The following is a 13,105-nucleotide window of genomic DNA, read 5'->3' as shown; positions in this document are numbered from 1 at the left end:
GTCCGGGGACGTGCGGGGCTCCGCCGCGGCGGCTCCGCTCAGCCCAGGACGGCGTCCAGGAGCAGGGATCCGGCGCCGAGCAGCGCCGCGTCGGGGCCCGCGCGGGTGACGGCGATCTCCAGGTCGCGGGTGGCCAGCGGCAGGCACCGTTCGTAGACCGCTGCGCGGATCGACGAGATCAGCGGCTCGGCCGTGGACAGGCTGCCGCCGATCACGATGGCGTCGGGGTTGAGGAAGTTCACCAGGACGGTGAGCACCTCGCCGATGAGGCGTCCGGCGCTCCTGACCAGGGCGGTGGCCTCGGGCACGCCGTCGTTGACGGCGGCGACGACGTCGGCGGGCCGCCCCAGCGCGATGCCCTGTTCGGTCAGGGCGCTCATCAGCGCCGCTCCGCTGGCGTAGGCCTCCAGGCAGTCGGAGTGGCCGCAGGAGCACACGACGGAGGAGTCGGTCCTGACCCGGACGTGGCTGATGTCGCCGGCCGCGCCCCTCCCCCGGTGCAGGCGGCCGTCGACGATCACGCCGCACCCTATGCCGCTGCCGGCTTTCAGCACCATGAGGTTGTCGCAGCCGGGCCACGCGCGGGCCTCGCCGACGGCCATGAGGTTGGCGTCGTTCTCGACGAGCACCGGCAGGTCGTAGCGCGCGCCGAGGTGCTCGGCGACGGGGAAGTTGTTCCAGCCGGGCATGCGCGAGGGGGAGACCACGCGGCCGCTGGCGGGGTCGACGGGTCCGGGGATGCCGGTGCCGACTCCGCGCAGGGGGACGCCGGGCGGGCCGTGGGTCAGCAGCAGCTCGTCGAAGGAGGCCGCCATCCAGTCCAGGGTCTCCTCCGGGCCCAGCGCGATGTCGCAGGGGCGTTCCTCGACGACCAGCGGGGTGCCGCTGAGGTCGAGCAGGCCGAGACGGGCGTGGTGCGCTCCGAGGTCGGCCACCGCGAGCAGCCCGGCGGTGGGGCTGACGCGCAGCCGCCGGGGTCGCCGCCCGCCACGCGAGGTGCCTGACCCCTCCTCCACGAGCAGTCCGGTGCCGATCAGCTCCTCGACCCGCAGGGAGACGCTCGACGCCGCCAGGCCGGACAGGCGTGCCAGCTCGGCGCGCGACTCGGCGTGGCCGGTGGCGACGAGACGCAGGAGATCGCCCTGGGCCCCCCGCACGGGCAACCTCTCTTTGCCTGACATGAACAGAGGAATACCACGTCTGTACTTACTACGGCAATGTGTTGACTTCAACCGGAATCATCCATTACGTTCCGGTTTATCTTCGATTTCGAAGGAAGACGGCAATGATTCAGGTGCAAGGGCTGAACAAATGGTTCGGCGATCATCACGTGCTGCGCGACATCGACCTTGAGGTGGCGCAGGGCGAGGTCGTCGTGGTGATCGGCCCCTCCGGGTCCGGCAAGTCCACGCTGTGCCGCTGCCTCAACCGGCTGGAGACCGCGGGCTCGGGCGACATCCTCATCGACGGCGTCCCGGCCCCCGTGGAGGGCCGCGAGCTGGCCCGGCTCCGGGCCGACGTCGGCATGGTCTTCCAGTCGTTCAACCTCTTCCAGCACAAGAGCGTGCTGGAGAACGTCATGCTCGCGCCGGTGAAGGTGCGCGGCGTCAGCCGTACCGAGGCGGAGAGCACCGCGCGGCAGCTGCTGGCGCGCGTCGGCATCGCCGAGCAGGCCGGCAAGCTGCCCGCGCAGCTCTCGGGTGGCCAGCAGCAGCGGGCGGCCATCGCCCGCGCGCTGGCCATGCGGCCCAAGGTGATGCTCTTCGACGAGCCCACCTCGGCGCTCGACCCGGAGATGGTCGGCGAGGTCCTGGACGTGATGGTCCAGCTCGCCGCCGACGGCATGACCATGGTCGTGGTCACCCACGAGATGGGCTTCGCCCGCAGGGCCGCCGACCGCGTGGTGTTCATGGACGGCGGCCAGATCGTCGAGACAGGCGAGCCCAATGCCTTCTTCGAAGCTCCCACGACGGACCGGGCCAGGGACTTCCTGGCCAAGGTACTCACTCACTGATCGCAAAGGATGGTGGGCCCGATGGTGTCCATGAAGCGGATGGCCGCTGTCGCCGCCGTGGCAATGGTCGGTCTCTCGGCCTGTTCCGGCACGGATTCGGGCAGCTCGGCGGTGCCGGGCGTGCCAGGCGAGACCAAGGGCGGCGACCTGCTCGCCAAGGCGCCGGTGGCGGCGGCCGCCGACATCCTGCCCGGCTCCACGATGGAGAAGATCAAGCAGCGCGGCGAGCTGATCGTCGGCGGGTCGCTCGACGCCCCGCTGCTGTCGCAGCAGAACCCGACGACCGGCGAGGTCGAGGGGTTCGACGCGGACATGGGCAAGGCGCTCGCCAAGTACATCATCGGCGAGCCCAAGGTGAAGATCGTCAACTCGGCGTCGGAGACCCGTGAGGCGCTGCTGAGCAACGGCACCGTGGACGTCGTCTTCCAGACCTACACGATCACGCCGGAGCGGGCCAAGCAGGTCGCCTTCGCCGGGCCGTACTACTCCTCGGGCCTGTCCCTCGCGGTCAGGAAGGGCACGGCGGGCATCGCCAAGCCGGAGGACCTGAACGGCAAGACCGTCATCGCCGGGGCCAACACCCCGGCCATCCCGGCGATCAAGAAGCTCGCGCCGCAGGCGAAGATCGTGACGTTCGGCAGCGACCCCGAGTGCATGCAGGCGCTCAAGCAGGAGCGCGGCGACGCCTACGTCCAGGACGAGACGCTCCTGGTCGCCAACGCCCAGAAGGACCCCTCGGTCCAGGTCGTCGGCCAGCCCTTCACGTCCGACCCGTACGGCATCGGCCTCAAGCACGGTGACGAGCAGTTCAAGAAGTTCGTCAACGACTGGCTGAAGAAGATCCAGGGCGACGGCCTCTGGCAGCAGACCTGGAAGAACTCCATCGGCACGGTCGTGCAGGGCGAGGCGCCCACCCCGCCGCAGATCGGATCGGTTCCGGGCTCCTGATGTCGGCGATCCTGGATCACCTGCCCGAGTTCTGGGAAGGCCTGATCGTGACCCTCCAGCTCACCGCGGCGTCGTTCCTCGGCGCCGCGGTGGTGGGGCTCGTGATCACGGCCATGCGGGTCAGCCCGGTCGGCGTGCTGCGCGGGATCGGCACGGCCTACGTGGAGACCTTCCAGAACCTGCCCCTGCTGGTACTGCTGGTGCTCGCCGTCTTCGGCCTGCCGGAGATCGGGATCAAGGCCGACCTGCTGGTCACGGCCATCGTGGTCATCGCGCTCTACGAGGCCGCCTACATCGCCGAGGCGCTGCGCTCGGGCGTCAACGCCGTCTCCGCCGGGCAGGGTGAGGCGGCCCGCGCGCTCGGGCTCACCTTCGGCCAATCCCTGCGGCACGTGATCCTGCCGCAGGCGCTGCGCACGGTGATCCAGCCGCTGGGCAACATCTTCATCGCGCTGACGATGAACACCTCGCTGGCGGCCGCGATCGGCGTGGTCGACCTGACCGCCGCGGCCAACCGGGTGAACCTGATGGAGGCCCAGCCCATCCCGATCTTCGTCGGGGCGGGCCTGGCCTACGCGCTGATCGCCGCCTGTGCCGGATTCGTCACCGGGCGGCTCGAACGACGGCTGGTGATGGTCCGGTGAGCAATCTGCTCTTCGACGAGCCCGGGCCACGCGCCCGCCGCAGGATCCGTGTCGCGACCGTGGTGGGGGCGGTCGCGGTGCTCGGCCTGCTGGCGCTGGCCGTACGGCAGTTCGCCGCCAACGGCCAGCTCGACGCCGCCCGCTGGCAGCCGTACGCGACGTGGCCGATGTGGCGCTACCTGCTCGACGGGCTCTGGTCCACCGTGCTGGCGGCGGTCGTGTCGGCCGCGATCGCGATGGCGGCCGGGCTGGCGCTGGCCCTGGGACGGCTGTCGCGGCGGCGCTGGGTGCGCCTGCCCGCCGCCGCGTACGTGGAGGTCGTGCGCACCGTCCCGGCGCTGCTGCTGGTCTACGTCGTGCTGTTCGCGCTGCCCCGCTACGGGCTGGACCTGCCGCTGTTCTGGAAGCTCGTGGTGCCGCTGGCGATCTCGAACGCGGCGGCGTTCGCGGAGATCTTCCGGGCCGGGATCCTGTCCGTCGAGCGCGGCCAGAACGAGGCGGGCCTGGCGGTCGGGCTCACCCACGGCCAGACCATGCGCATGATCGTGCTTCCGCAGGCGGCCCGCCGCGTGCTGCCCTCGATCGTCAGCCAGTCGGTCGGCCTGCTGAAGGACACCTCGCTGGGCTTCGTGGTCAGCTACGCCGAGCTGCTCTACAGCGGCAAGGTCCTGGCGACCTACAACGGCCTGCTCATCCAGACCTACATCATCGTCGCGCTGGTCTACCTGGTGGTCAACGCGTCGCTGTCCAAACTCGCCCGCACCCTCGAAGCCCGCCAACCGCGCGCCCACCGACCGCGAAGGAGACTCGCCCGTGCCTGAACTCGTCCCGCTCACCGGGGGAGGTTCCGGATACGTCCCGCTCGCCGAGGTGGTCCGCTCCGGGTTCACCGAGAGCGTGCACTTCGGCAGCGCCGTCGCCCTCGCGCCCGACGGCGGCACCGCCGTCGCCCTCGGCCGGGTCGACGACCCGGTGCTGCCGCGCTCGTCGGCCAAGCCGTTCCAGGCGCTCGCGTGCCTGCTGTCCGGAGCCGACCTGCACGGCCCGCGCCTGGCCATCGCCGCCGGCAGCCACACGGGTGAGGACTTCCACGTACGGCTGGTCGCCGAGATGCTCGGCGAGGCGGGACTCGGCTTCGACGCCCTCGGCTGCCCCGCGGACTGGCCGGAGGACGAGGCCACCCGGCACGCGCTGATCCGCGCCGGCCTGACCGCGTCGCGTGAGCGGATGAACTGCTCGGGCAAGCACGCCGCGATGCTCGCCGCGTCCGTGGCCTCCGGCTGGGAGGCCGGCTCCTACCTCGACCCGGGCCATCCCGTGCAGCAGCGGGTCCGCGGCGTGGTCGAGGAGCTGTCGGGGGAGAAGACGGCCCACGTCGCCGTCGACGGGTGCGGCGCCCCGCTGTTCGGGCTGTCGCTGACCGGGCTGGCACGGGCCGTACAGGGCCTGGTCCTCGCCGCGCCCGGGACGGCGCCGCGGGCGGTCGCCGACGCGATACGCGAGTATCCCGAGTACGTCGGCGGGACCGGCCACGTCAACACCTCCCTGATGCGGGCACTGCCCGGGGCGGTGGCCAAGGGCGGCGCCGAGGGCGTGCTCGTCGTCGCGCTGGCCGACGGGCACGCGGCGGCGGTCAAGGTCATCGACGGGAGCCCGCGGGCCACGACCGCGATCGCGCTGGCCGCCCTCCGGGCGGCGGGGGGCGACGTCGCGCCGGCCGAGGAGTTCGCGAGTGTCGCGGTGCTGGGCGGGGGCGTCCCGGTCGGCGAGATCCACGCTTTGGGGGAAAAATGAGCCTTACCTATGAGATCTGCATCGACAGCACGGCGGGCGCGCTGGCGGCCGAGCAGGCCGGAGCGCACCGGGTCGAGCTGTGCTCGGCCCTCTTCGAGGGCGGTCTCACCCCGACCCTCGGCACCGTCGAGGCGACCCTCGCCGCGGTCTCGTCGATCCGCGTCCACGTGATCATCCGCCCCCGTGGCGGTGACTTCATCTACGACGAGTACGAGGTCGCGGCCATGGAACGCGACGTGGCGGAAGTCCGGGAGGCGGGCGCGCAGGGCGTGGTGATCGGGGTGCTGACGCCGTCGGGCGAGGTGGACGTCGAGGTGGCCAAGCGGCTGATCGACGCCGCCAGAGGGCTCTCGGTCACCTTCCACCGGGCCTTCGACATGACCGCCGACCCGTTCGCCGCTCTCGACACGCTCGCCTCGCTGGGAGTCGACCGGGTGCTCACCTCCGGCCAGGACGTCACCGCGCTGGAGGGGGCGCCGCTGATCGCGTCCCTGGTCGAGCGGGCGGGCGACGGCCTGATCGTCATGCCCGGTGGCGGCATCACACCCCGCAACGTGAGCCGCGTGGTGGAGGCGACGGGGGTCAAGGAGATCCATTTCGCCGCCCTCGTGGACGCGCCCAGCCCCGCCGTCCACCGCAACCCCCACCCGTTCATGGGCGGCGAGCTGCGCCAGCCCGAGTACGCCCGCCTGGTCACCTCCCCGGGCCTGGTCTCCGAGGTGATCGCCGCCTCGGGGGCCTGACCGGCCGGGACCACCCACCCGTCCGGCCGGGCTCCGCGTTCGCCGGCGGACGCTCGACCCGGCCGGACGGCACGGGTTCGGTCACTCGTCCGTGACGTACGGGTGGGTGAGGAATTCGAGGGAGTGCCCGTCGGGGTCGTCGACGTACACGCCCCGGCCGCGGTGGCGGTGGTTGATCTGCTGGGGCTCCGTATGGCCCGGATCGCCCCAGTGGAGCAGCCCGCGCTCGGTGATCCGGGCGTAGATCTCGTCGAACTCGTCCTCGGCGACCAGGAAGGCCAGGTGCTGCATGACGATCCGGTCGGAGGCGACGATGGAGTCCGCGTAGTCCACCGTCACGCCGTTGGCGAGCGGGACGGCGGCGAACGGCCCGTAGGCCCGGGGCTCGGGCGCGCCGAGCAGACCGGTGAGAAAACGGGCGGAGGCGAAACGGTCACTGCTGTGCACGATGGTGTGGTCGAGCTGCGCTGGCACGGAACCTCCCGGTTGTCAGCCTCGGAATGGCCTTGCCCTCCTGACGTTACGGCCCCGGCCCCGCCTCCGGCATCGGACCTTCGGCCTACGTCCAAGGGCGCGCCGGATCCGGGGCCGGGGCCGCCGCGGGGAATCGGCCCGCGGCGCACCGCGTCCGGGAGCACGCGGGCCGCGGACCGGGAGCATGCGGACCACGATCCGGGAGCATGCGGGCCGCGGTCCGGGAGCATGTGGGCCACGGTCCGCCTTCCGGACCGGCCCGGGAAAACGTCGGCGCGATCTTCTAGGCTGGGCCCATGGCACGAGCTAACGACGCTGTGGCGTCCGCCCTGGAGGAATACGCCGAGCTGTTCGCGATGACGGGCGGCGACGCGTTCCGGGTGCGCAGCTACCAGAAGGCCGCCAAGGCGATCGCGGGATTCCCCGAGGACATCGCGGCCACGGCCGTGCGGAGCGTGCCGGGGGTTGGCGAGGCGATCGCCAAGAAGGTCGAGGAATACCTCGAGAGGGGGAGTTTCCGCCAGCTCGACGACCTGCGCGGGAAGGTCCCCGGCGGGGTGCGGAGGCTGACCCGGATCGCCTCGCTCGGGCCGAAGAAGGCCGTCTTCCTCTTCCAGGAGCTCGGCATCGACTCCCCCGAGGCCCTCGCCGAGGCCATCGGGCAGGGGCGGCTCAAGGGGCTGAAGGGCTTCGGCCCCAAGACCGAGGAGAACCTGCTCAAGGGCATCGAGCAGCTGGAGCAGACCAGCGCCAGGGTGCACACCGGCGTGGCCATGGACCTGGCCGAGCGGATCATCGCCTCGCTGTCGGCCGAGCGGATCGCCTACGCCGGGTCGCTGCGCCGGATGAAGGACACCATCGGCGACATCGACATCCTCGCCGTCGGCCCGGCGAGCCTGATGGACGACTTCAAGAGCCGGCCGTATGTCGCGGAGGTCATCGCCTCGGGCGAGAAGAAGACCTCGATCCGCACCACCGAGGGCATCCAGGTGGACCTGCGCGTGGTCCCGGCCGAGTCGTGGGGCGCCGCGATGCAGTATTTCACCGGCTCCAAGGAGCACAACGTGCACCTGCGCGAGATCACGGTGAAGAAGGGCTGGAAGCTCTCCGAATACGGCCTGTTCGACGGGGACCGGGTGATCGCGGCCGAGCGCGAGGAGGACATCTACCAGGCGCTCGGCATGCCGTGGATCCCGCCGCCGCTGCGCGAGGACGGCGGGGAGATCACCACCGCCCTCAGGGGCGAGCTGCCCGTGCTCGTCACCCTGGACGACATCCGGGGCGACCTGCACACCCACACCGACCTGACCGACGGCATCGCCTCGCTGGAGGACATGGTCGCGGCGGCCCGCGCACGCGGGCACTCCTACTACGCCGTGACCGACCACGCGCCCGACCTGGCGATGCAGCGGATGACGCTGGACAAGGCGCTGGAGCAGCGCGAGCGGCTCCAGCGGCTTCAGGCGAGCCATCCGGACATGAGGCTGCTGCACGGCACCGAGCTCAACATCGCCCCCGATGGCTCGGTCGACTGGCCGGCCGAGGTCCTGGCGGGCTTCGACGTGTGCGTGGCGAGCGTGCACTCGCACTTCACCCAGTCACGTGAGGAGATGACCCGCCGTTTCATCGCCGCCTGTGAGAACCCGCACGTGCACATCATCGGCCACCCCACCACCCGCAAGATCGGCGGGCGTCCGCCGGTGGACGCCGACTGGGAGGCGGTGTTCCGCGCTGCCGCCCGCACCGGCACCGCGATGGAGATCGACTCCTTCCCCGACCGTTCCGACCTCCCCTCCGACCTGGTCCGGCTGGCACGCCACCACGGCGTGAAGTTCTCCATCGACAGCGACGCCCACGCGGTGCCCCACCTGGCCAACCAGCGGTTCGGCATCGGCATCGCCCAGCGCGCCTGGCTGACCGCCGACGACGTGATCAACACCTGGCCCCTGGAGCGGCTGCTAGCCTTTCTGGGTCGCTGAGAGTCACAGAAGCGTGACCCCTCTTCGCAAATTACATTCTTTTTTGGTAGGAAATAGATGTAAGGGAAGGAGAGGTGCCGCATGCCGTACGAGGACCTGAACGACGAGGCCGTCTACCAGCGCACCCGCGCCGAGCAGCTGGCCCGGGGCAGGCGCGACCGGCTCCGGCTCGCGGCCGTCGACGGGGAGCCGGTCCCCGGGGAGGGCGCCCCGGGGATCGTCAAGCCGCTGCCGCCGGAGACGTTCATCGCCCACGGCACCAACGCCGAGATGCGCTGGGAGGCGATGCGCGACGTCGGCTACCACGTTCCCAACGACCGTTTCTTCGTCCGCAACCACACCTCGACCCCGATCATCGACGCCGCGACCTGGCGGCTGGAACTGCACGGCGCGGGGCTGCGCAACCCCCGCGGCTTCGGCTACGAGGAGCTTCTCGCGCTGCCCGCGGTGACCCAGGACGTGGCGATCGAGTGCGCGGGCAACGGCCGGAGCTTCTTCGCCGCCCAGCAGGGCGAGGAGATCTTCGGAACACCCTGGCGGCTGGGCGGCATCGGGGTGGCCCGCTGGCGCGGGGTGCCGCTGGCCACGGTGCTGGAGCGGGCCGGGCTCACCCCCGACGCCGTCGACGTCATGCCGCGCGGGCTCGACGCCGGCTACGTGGCCGACGGGGTCGACTACGGCCGGGTCCGCCGCCCGATCCCGGTGTCCAAGGCGCTCAAGGACGTCATCCTCGCCTACGAGATGAACGACCAGCCGCTGCCGCCCGACCACGGCCACCCGGTGCGGCTGATCGTCCCCTCCTGGATCGGGCTGGCCTCGATCAAGTGGGTGGGCGACATCGAGGTCTCCACCTCACCGCTGGCCTCGCCGTGGAACACCGAGTTCTACCGGATGTTCGGCGACGCCTACCCGCCCGAGGGCGGCGCCCCGCTGACCGCCCAGGGGATCAGGAGCGCCTTCGAGCTGCCCTGGGACGCCACGCTTGCGGCCGGACGCCCGCACGTGCTGCACGGACGGGCATGGTCGGGCAACGGCCGGATCGCCGGGGTGGAGGTGAGCTTCGACGGCGGCGCCACCTGGCACCGCGCCCACCTCCGCGGCCCGCACGTCGTGCCGGCCTGGACCCGCTGGCACATCACCTGGAACCCCCAGCGGACCGGCCCGCACACCCTGCTCGCCCGGGCCACCGACGAGACGGGCGCGGTCCAGCCCCTGCGGGCCACGCACAACGACTACGGCTACCTCTTCGACGCCGTCGTGCGCCATCCCGTGACCGTCGTGAACGAATGATCGGAAACGCCGCCGACTCACGGACCCCACCGATCGCGGGGCGATTCCATACACAACTCTTACCTCTCCGCAAGGGCATGGAATTCCCCCTGTACGGCGCGCGTATCGGGTGATCGGGCGGGCTCCGCGCAAGGGCTCACGGCCGGGCCACCCGGCTCCGTCTGAAAGACTCCCAAGGTCGCCCGGGGGAAACGAGGCGGAAACGTTCCGGGGCGATGATGGCCGTATCCATCTCACCGCTCTCCGCGAGGAGGCTCAATCGATGCGCCAGCTGACCGCACTCGACGCGCAGTTCCTGCATGCCGAATCGGCGACCACCGCGGCCCACGTCGCAGGGGTGGCGATCCTCGACCCTGCCGGGGCTCCCGGGGGTGCCGTCACGCGGGCCGCTCTGATCGAGCTGCTGCGCGAGCGCCTGCATCTCGCCCCGACACTGAGCCTGCGCCTGGCCGACGTGCCGTTCGGCCTGGACCACCCCTACTGGACGGAGGTCCCCGACCTCGACGTCGCCGACCACGTCCACGAGGTGACCCTCCCCCTGCCCGGCGACGAGGCGCAGCTCGCCGAGGTGATCGCCCGGATCCACGAGCGGCGGCTGGACCGGACCCGGCCGCTCTGGGAGATGCACCTGATCCAGGGCCTGACCGGCGGCCGGACCGCCCTCTACGCCAAGGTCCACCACTGCGCCATCGACGGGGTGTCGGGCGCGGAGACCCTCGCCGCCCTGCTGGACCTCACCCCCGAGCGCCGTGTGGTCGACCCGCCGGCCGCCCCGGCGGCGACCACCGCCCTCGGTCCGGTCACGATGCTCGCGGCGGCCGTGACCCGCTCGGTGGCCCACCCGGCCAGAGCACTGCGCTCGCTGGGCAGGATGGCGGCCGACCTCGACGCGATCCCGGTGGCCGCGGCGCTGCCCGGGGCCCGGACGGTGGCCGCCGCGACCCGGATGATCTGGGGGGACCACCGGGAGCTGCCGGAGACGCCCTCCCTGTCCGCCCCGCGCACGCCGTTCAACGGCCCGATCGGCGCCCGACGGCGCTTCTCCTACGGCTCGATCCCGCTGGCGGACGTCAAGCGGGTCGCCGGGGTCTTCGGGCTCAGCGTCAACGACGTGGTCATGACGCTGTGCGCCTCGGCGCTGCGTTCCTGGCTCCGCGAGCACGGCTGCCTGCCGGACCGGCCGCTGATCGCCGCGGTCCCGGTCGCGGTCCGCACGTCGAGTGCCCGGGACGTGGTCGGCAACCAGCTCTCTGTCATGATCACCCCGATGCCGACCGATCTCGCCGATCCCCTCGACCGCCTGCGGGTCATGGGGCGGACGATGCGCGCGGCCAAGCGGCGCTTCGCCGGCTCCCCCGCCACCTGGCTGGGCGAGCTGTCCTCGATGCTGCCCGCGGCCGTCGCCGCGCGCGCGACCTCCACGATCTTCCGGCTGGCCTCGATCGTGCTGCCGCCGATCAACCTGATCGTCTCCAACGTCCCCGGGCCCCAGCTCCCGCTGTATCTGTGCGGGGCCCGGGTGCTCGCCTACTACCCGATGTCGGTGCTGACCGACCTGAGCGGCGGGGTCAACATCACCTGCTTCTCCTACGACGGCTCGCTGGACTTCGGCATCCTCGCCTGCCCCGACCGGGTGGAGGACGTGTGGCGGCTGATGGGTCACCTGCAGGAGGCCATGGACGAGCTGAGGGAGCTGGCCGAGCCGGCCGAGCCCCGAACGGCCCGGGAGGCCGTCCCCGCCTGAGGCGGAGCGCCCGGCCGGGGGCGGAGCTCATCCCAGGGCGTGGGCGATCAGCTCGGCGACCGCGTCGGGATCGATGTGGTGGCCGGTGAGCTGGCAGAGGTTCTCCTGGTAGAGCAGCACCGCGGCGAAGGTGACCGCGGCCACCTCCAGCCGGGCGGCGTCGCCGCGCGCCGTGGGCAGCGCCAGCTCCAGCGCGAACCGGGCCCGCCGGATGATCTCACCGTTCAGGCGGCCGAGCCGGTCGCGGACCGAGCCGTGCGTGTCCGCCTCGCGGAACAGGATGCGGCGCATCGCCGGGGAGGCGCTGAGCGGCAGGCGCCGGGCCAGCCGCGACAGGGTCCCCGCCGCGTCGCCGGGGACGGCCTCCACCTCGGGGAGCTCCTCCACGAGCGTGCGCTCGTCGATCAGCGCGACGAGCACGTCGATCTTCTTGGGGAAGTAGTGGAAGACGAGCCCCTTGGGCACGCCGGCCAGCCGGGCGATCTCCGCCGTGGGCGTCGCCTCGTAGCCGCCCCCGGCGAACAGCTCTTCGGCGGCGTCGAGGATACGGGTGCGCGTGCCGGGATCCGAGGCGTCACGCGCGCGCCCGGACCTGCCGGAGCGCTGTCTGAGGCTGGCCACAGCCCGACCATAGCCCCCGGCCAGGCCGGATTTCCATGCCACCGGGGAGAGAGCGCCGTACGCACGCCGTAACGGGACCGTGTGCGTGCCGTAGCCGTACGCGCGCCGCACCGGTGAGGCGGGTGCCGTGCCGTACGGGCGAGGCGGGTGCGTGCCGTGCCGTGCCGGGGACGGGGTACCACGTCGTAGCCTTGATGCGGTCACGTATCATTTGAAACACGGATGTCTCAAACGAAACGGAGATGAGTGGTGGCTGTAGGCCGCGACCAGATCATCACCCTGGCGATACAACACCTGAACGAGGACCCGACCGCCTCCATGGCCCAGCTCGCCGAAGCCACCGGGGTCAGCCGCGCCACGCTCCACCGGTACTTCGCCGGCAAGGAGGAGCTGCTCGTGGTCCTCGGCAGCAGGGCGCTCGACGGGTGGGAGCGGGTGCAGCGGCAGGCCGCGATCGAGGAGGCCGCCGCCTCCGCCGACCCCGCGCGCATCACCACCGCCCTGCACGAGCTGCTCACCGGCCTGGTGAACGACGTGCAGGAGCACGGCTTCGCGCTGACCGAGCACGTCATGACCAAGCTGCCCGGGCTGCAGGAACGCGCCGACGAGCTGGAGGAGCGCGAGATCGCCTTCTACCTGGCCGCCCAGCGGGCGGGCGTGCTCCGCCCCGACCTGCCGGTCAGGTGGATCAGCAACACCGTGTACGGCCTGCTCGTCGCCGTACGCGAGAGCCTGCGGCGGGGCGACGTCGCACGCAGGGACATCGAGCGGACGCTGCTGGAGACCTTTCTCCGGGGGACCTCGTGACGCGCAACCCGGAACCGTCCGCCGGCGACCCCGTGACGCGCAACCCG

The 13,105-nt window shown here is 71.8% G+C and carries 13 protein-coding genes; 10 read left to right on the top strand and 3 right to left on the bottom strand.

Features of this window, described 5'->3' with window-relative positions:
- Nucleotides 1-38 precede the first annotated feature (38 nt).
- Nucleotides 39-1,181: an ROK family protein gene (locus tag CA984_RS14590; protein ID WP_242675949.1), complete on the bottom strand. Its 1,143-nt coding sequence runs from the start codon at nucleotides 1,179-1,181 to the stop codon at nucleotides 39-41.
- A gap of 104 nt (nucleotides 1,182-1,285) precedes the next feature.
- Between CA984_RS14590 and CA984_RS14585 the strand changes: the two genes are divergently transcribed.
- The 6 genes from CA984_RS14585 to CA984_RS14560 are packed head-to-tail and all read left to right on the top strand — an operon-like array spanning nucleotide 1,286 to nucleotide 6,143.
- Nucleotides 1,286-2,014, top strand: a complete 729-nt coding sequence (locus tag CA984_RS14585; protein WP_031164176.1) for an amino acid ABC transporter ATP-binding protein — start codon at nucleotides 1,286-1,288, stop codon at nucleotides 2,012-2,014.
- Between the two features lie 21 nt (nucleotides 2,015-2,035).
- Nucleotides 2,036-2,962 (top strand): glutamate ABC transporter substrate-binding protein, encoded by a 927-nt coding sequence (locus CA984_RS14580; RefSeq protein WP_086572251.1) that lies wholly within the window; start codon nucleotides 2,036-2,038, stop codon nucleotides 2,960-2,962.
- Nucleotides 2,962-3,606 (top strand): amino acid ABC transporter permease, encoded by a 645-nt coding sequence (locus tag CA984_RS14575; protein WP_012892755.1) that lies wholly within the window; start codon nucleotides 2,962-2,964, stop codon nucleotides 3,604-3,606. Before CA984_RS14580 ends, CA984_RS14575 begins: the two co-directional genes overlap by 1 nt.
- Nucleotides 3,603-4,427, top strand: a complete 825-nt coding sequence (locus CA984_RS14570; RefSeq protein WP_086572239.1) for an amino acid ABC transporter permease — start codon at nucleotides 3,603-3,605, stop codon at nucleotides 4,425-4,427. The genes CA984_RS14575 and CA984_RS14570 overlap by 4 nt, the downstream gene beginning before the upstream one ends.
- Entirely contained in the window at nucleotides 4,420-5,400 is a 981-nt protein-coding gene (locus CA984_RS14565) for an asparaginase (RefSeq protein WP_086572237.1), read from the top strand. The genes CA984_RS14570 and CA984_RS14565 overlap by 8 nt, the downstream gene beginning before the upstream one ends.
- Nucleotides 5,397-6,143: a copper homeostasis protein CutC gene (locus CA984_RS14560; protein WP_086572235.1), complete on the top strand. Its 747-nt coding sequence runs from the start codon at nucleotides 5,397-5,399 to the stop codon at nucleotides 6,141-6,143. Before CA984_RS14565 ends, CA984_RS14560 begins: the two co-directional genes overlap by 4 nt.
- A gap of 81 nt (nucleotides 6,144-6,224) precedes the next feature.
- Here the strand turns inward: CA984_RS14560 and CA984_RS14555 are convergent, their stop codons facing one another.
- Nucleotides 6,225-6,617 (bottom strand): VOC family protein, encoded by a 393-nt coding sequence (locus tag CA984_RS14555; protein WP_086572233.1) that lies wholly within the window; start codon nucleotides 6,615-6,617, stop codon nucleotides 6,225-6,227.
- A 296-nt stretch (nucleotides 6,618-6,913) separates the two neighbouring features.
- Between CA984_RS14555 and polX the strand changes: the two genes are divergently transcribed.
- The 3 genes from polX (at nucleotide 6,914) to CA984_RS14540 (ending at nucleotide 11,630) form a co-directional block, all read left to right on the top strand.
- On the top strand, nucleotides 6,914-8,596 hold the full coding sequence (gene polX, locus CA984_RS14550; RefSeq protein WP_086572231.1) for a DNA polymerase/3'-5' exonuclease PolX: 1,683 nt from the start codon (nucleotides 6,914-6,916) through the stop codon (nucleotides 8,594-8,596).
- A gap of 81 nt (nucleotides 8,597-8,677) precedes the next feature.
- Nucleotides 8,678-9,886, top strand: a complete 1,209-nt coding sequence (locus tag CA984_RS14545; protein ID WP_086572229.1) for a sulfite oxidase — start codon at nucleotides 8,678-8,680, stop codon at nucleotides 9,884-9,886.
- A 262-nt stretch (nucleotides 9,887-10,148) separates the two neighbouring features.
- Nucleotides 10,149-11,630, top strand: a complete 1,482-nt coding sequence (locus CA984_RS14540) for a WS/DGAT/MGAT family O-acyltransferase (protein ID WP_086572227.1) — start codon at nucleotides 10,149-10,151, stop codon at nucleotides 11,628-11,630.
- 27 nt (nucleotides 11,631-11,657) lie between these two features.
- Here CA984_RS14540 and CA984_RS14535 read toward each other — a convergent pair whose 3' ends face one another.
- Nucleotides 11,658-12,251 (bottom strand): TetR/AcrR family transcriptional regulator, encoded by a 594-nt coding sequence (locus CA984_RS14535; RefSeq protein WP_031164199.1) that lies wholly within the window; start codon nucleotides 12,249-12,251, stop codon nucleotides 11,658-11,660.
- A 249-nt stretch (nucleotides 12,252-12,500) separates the two neighbouring features.
- Between CA984_RS14535 and CA984_RS14530 the strand changes: the two genes are divergently transcribed.
- A complete protein-coding gene (locus CA984_RS14530; protein WP_086572249.1) occupies nucleotides 12,501-13,058 on the top strand; it encodes a TetR/AcrR family transcriptional regulator in 558 nt (185 codons plus the stop codon).
- Nucleotides 13,059-13,105 lie beyond the last annotated feature (47 nt).

This window comes from Streptosporangium minutum, assembly GCF_002149035.1.
Lineage (GTDB): Bacteria > Actinomycetota > Actinomycetes > Streptosporangiales > Streptosporangiaceae > Streptosporangium > Streptosporangium minutum.
Note: the sequence above shows the minus strand (reverse complement) of the source record. Positions and strands in the feature narration are given on the sequence as shown.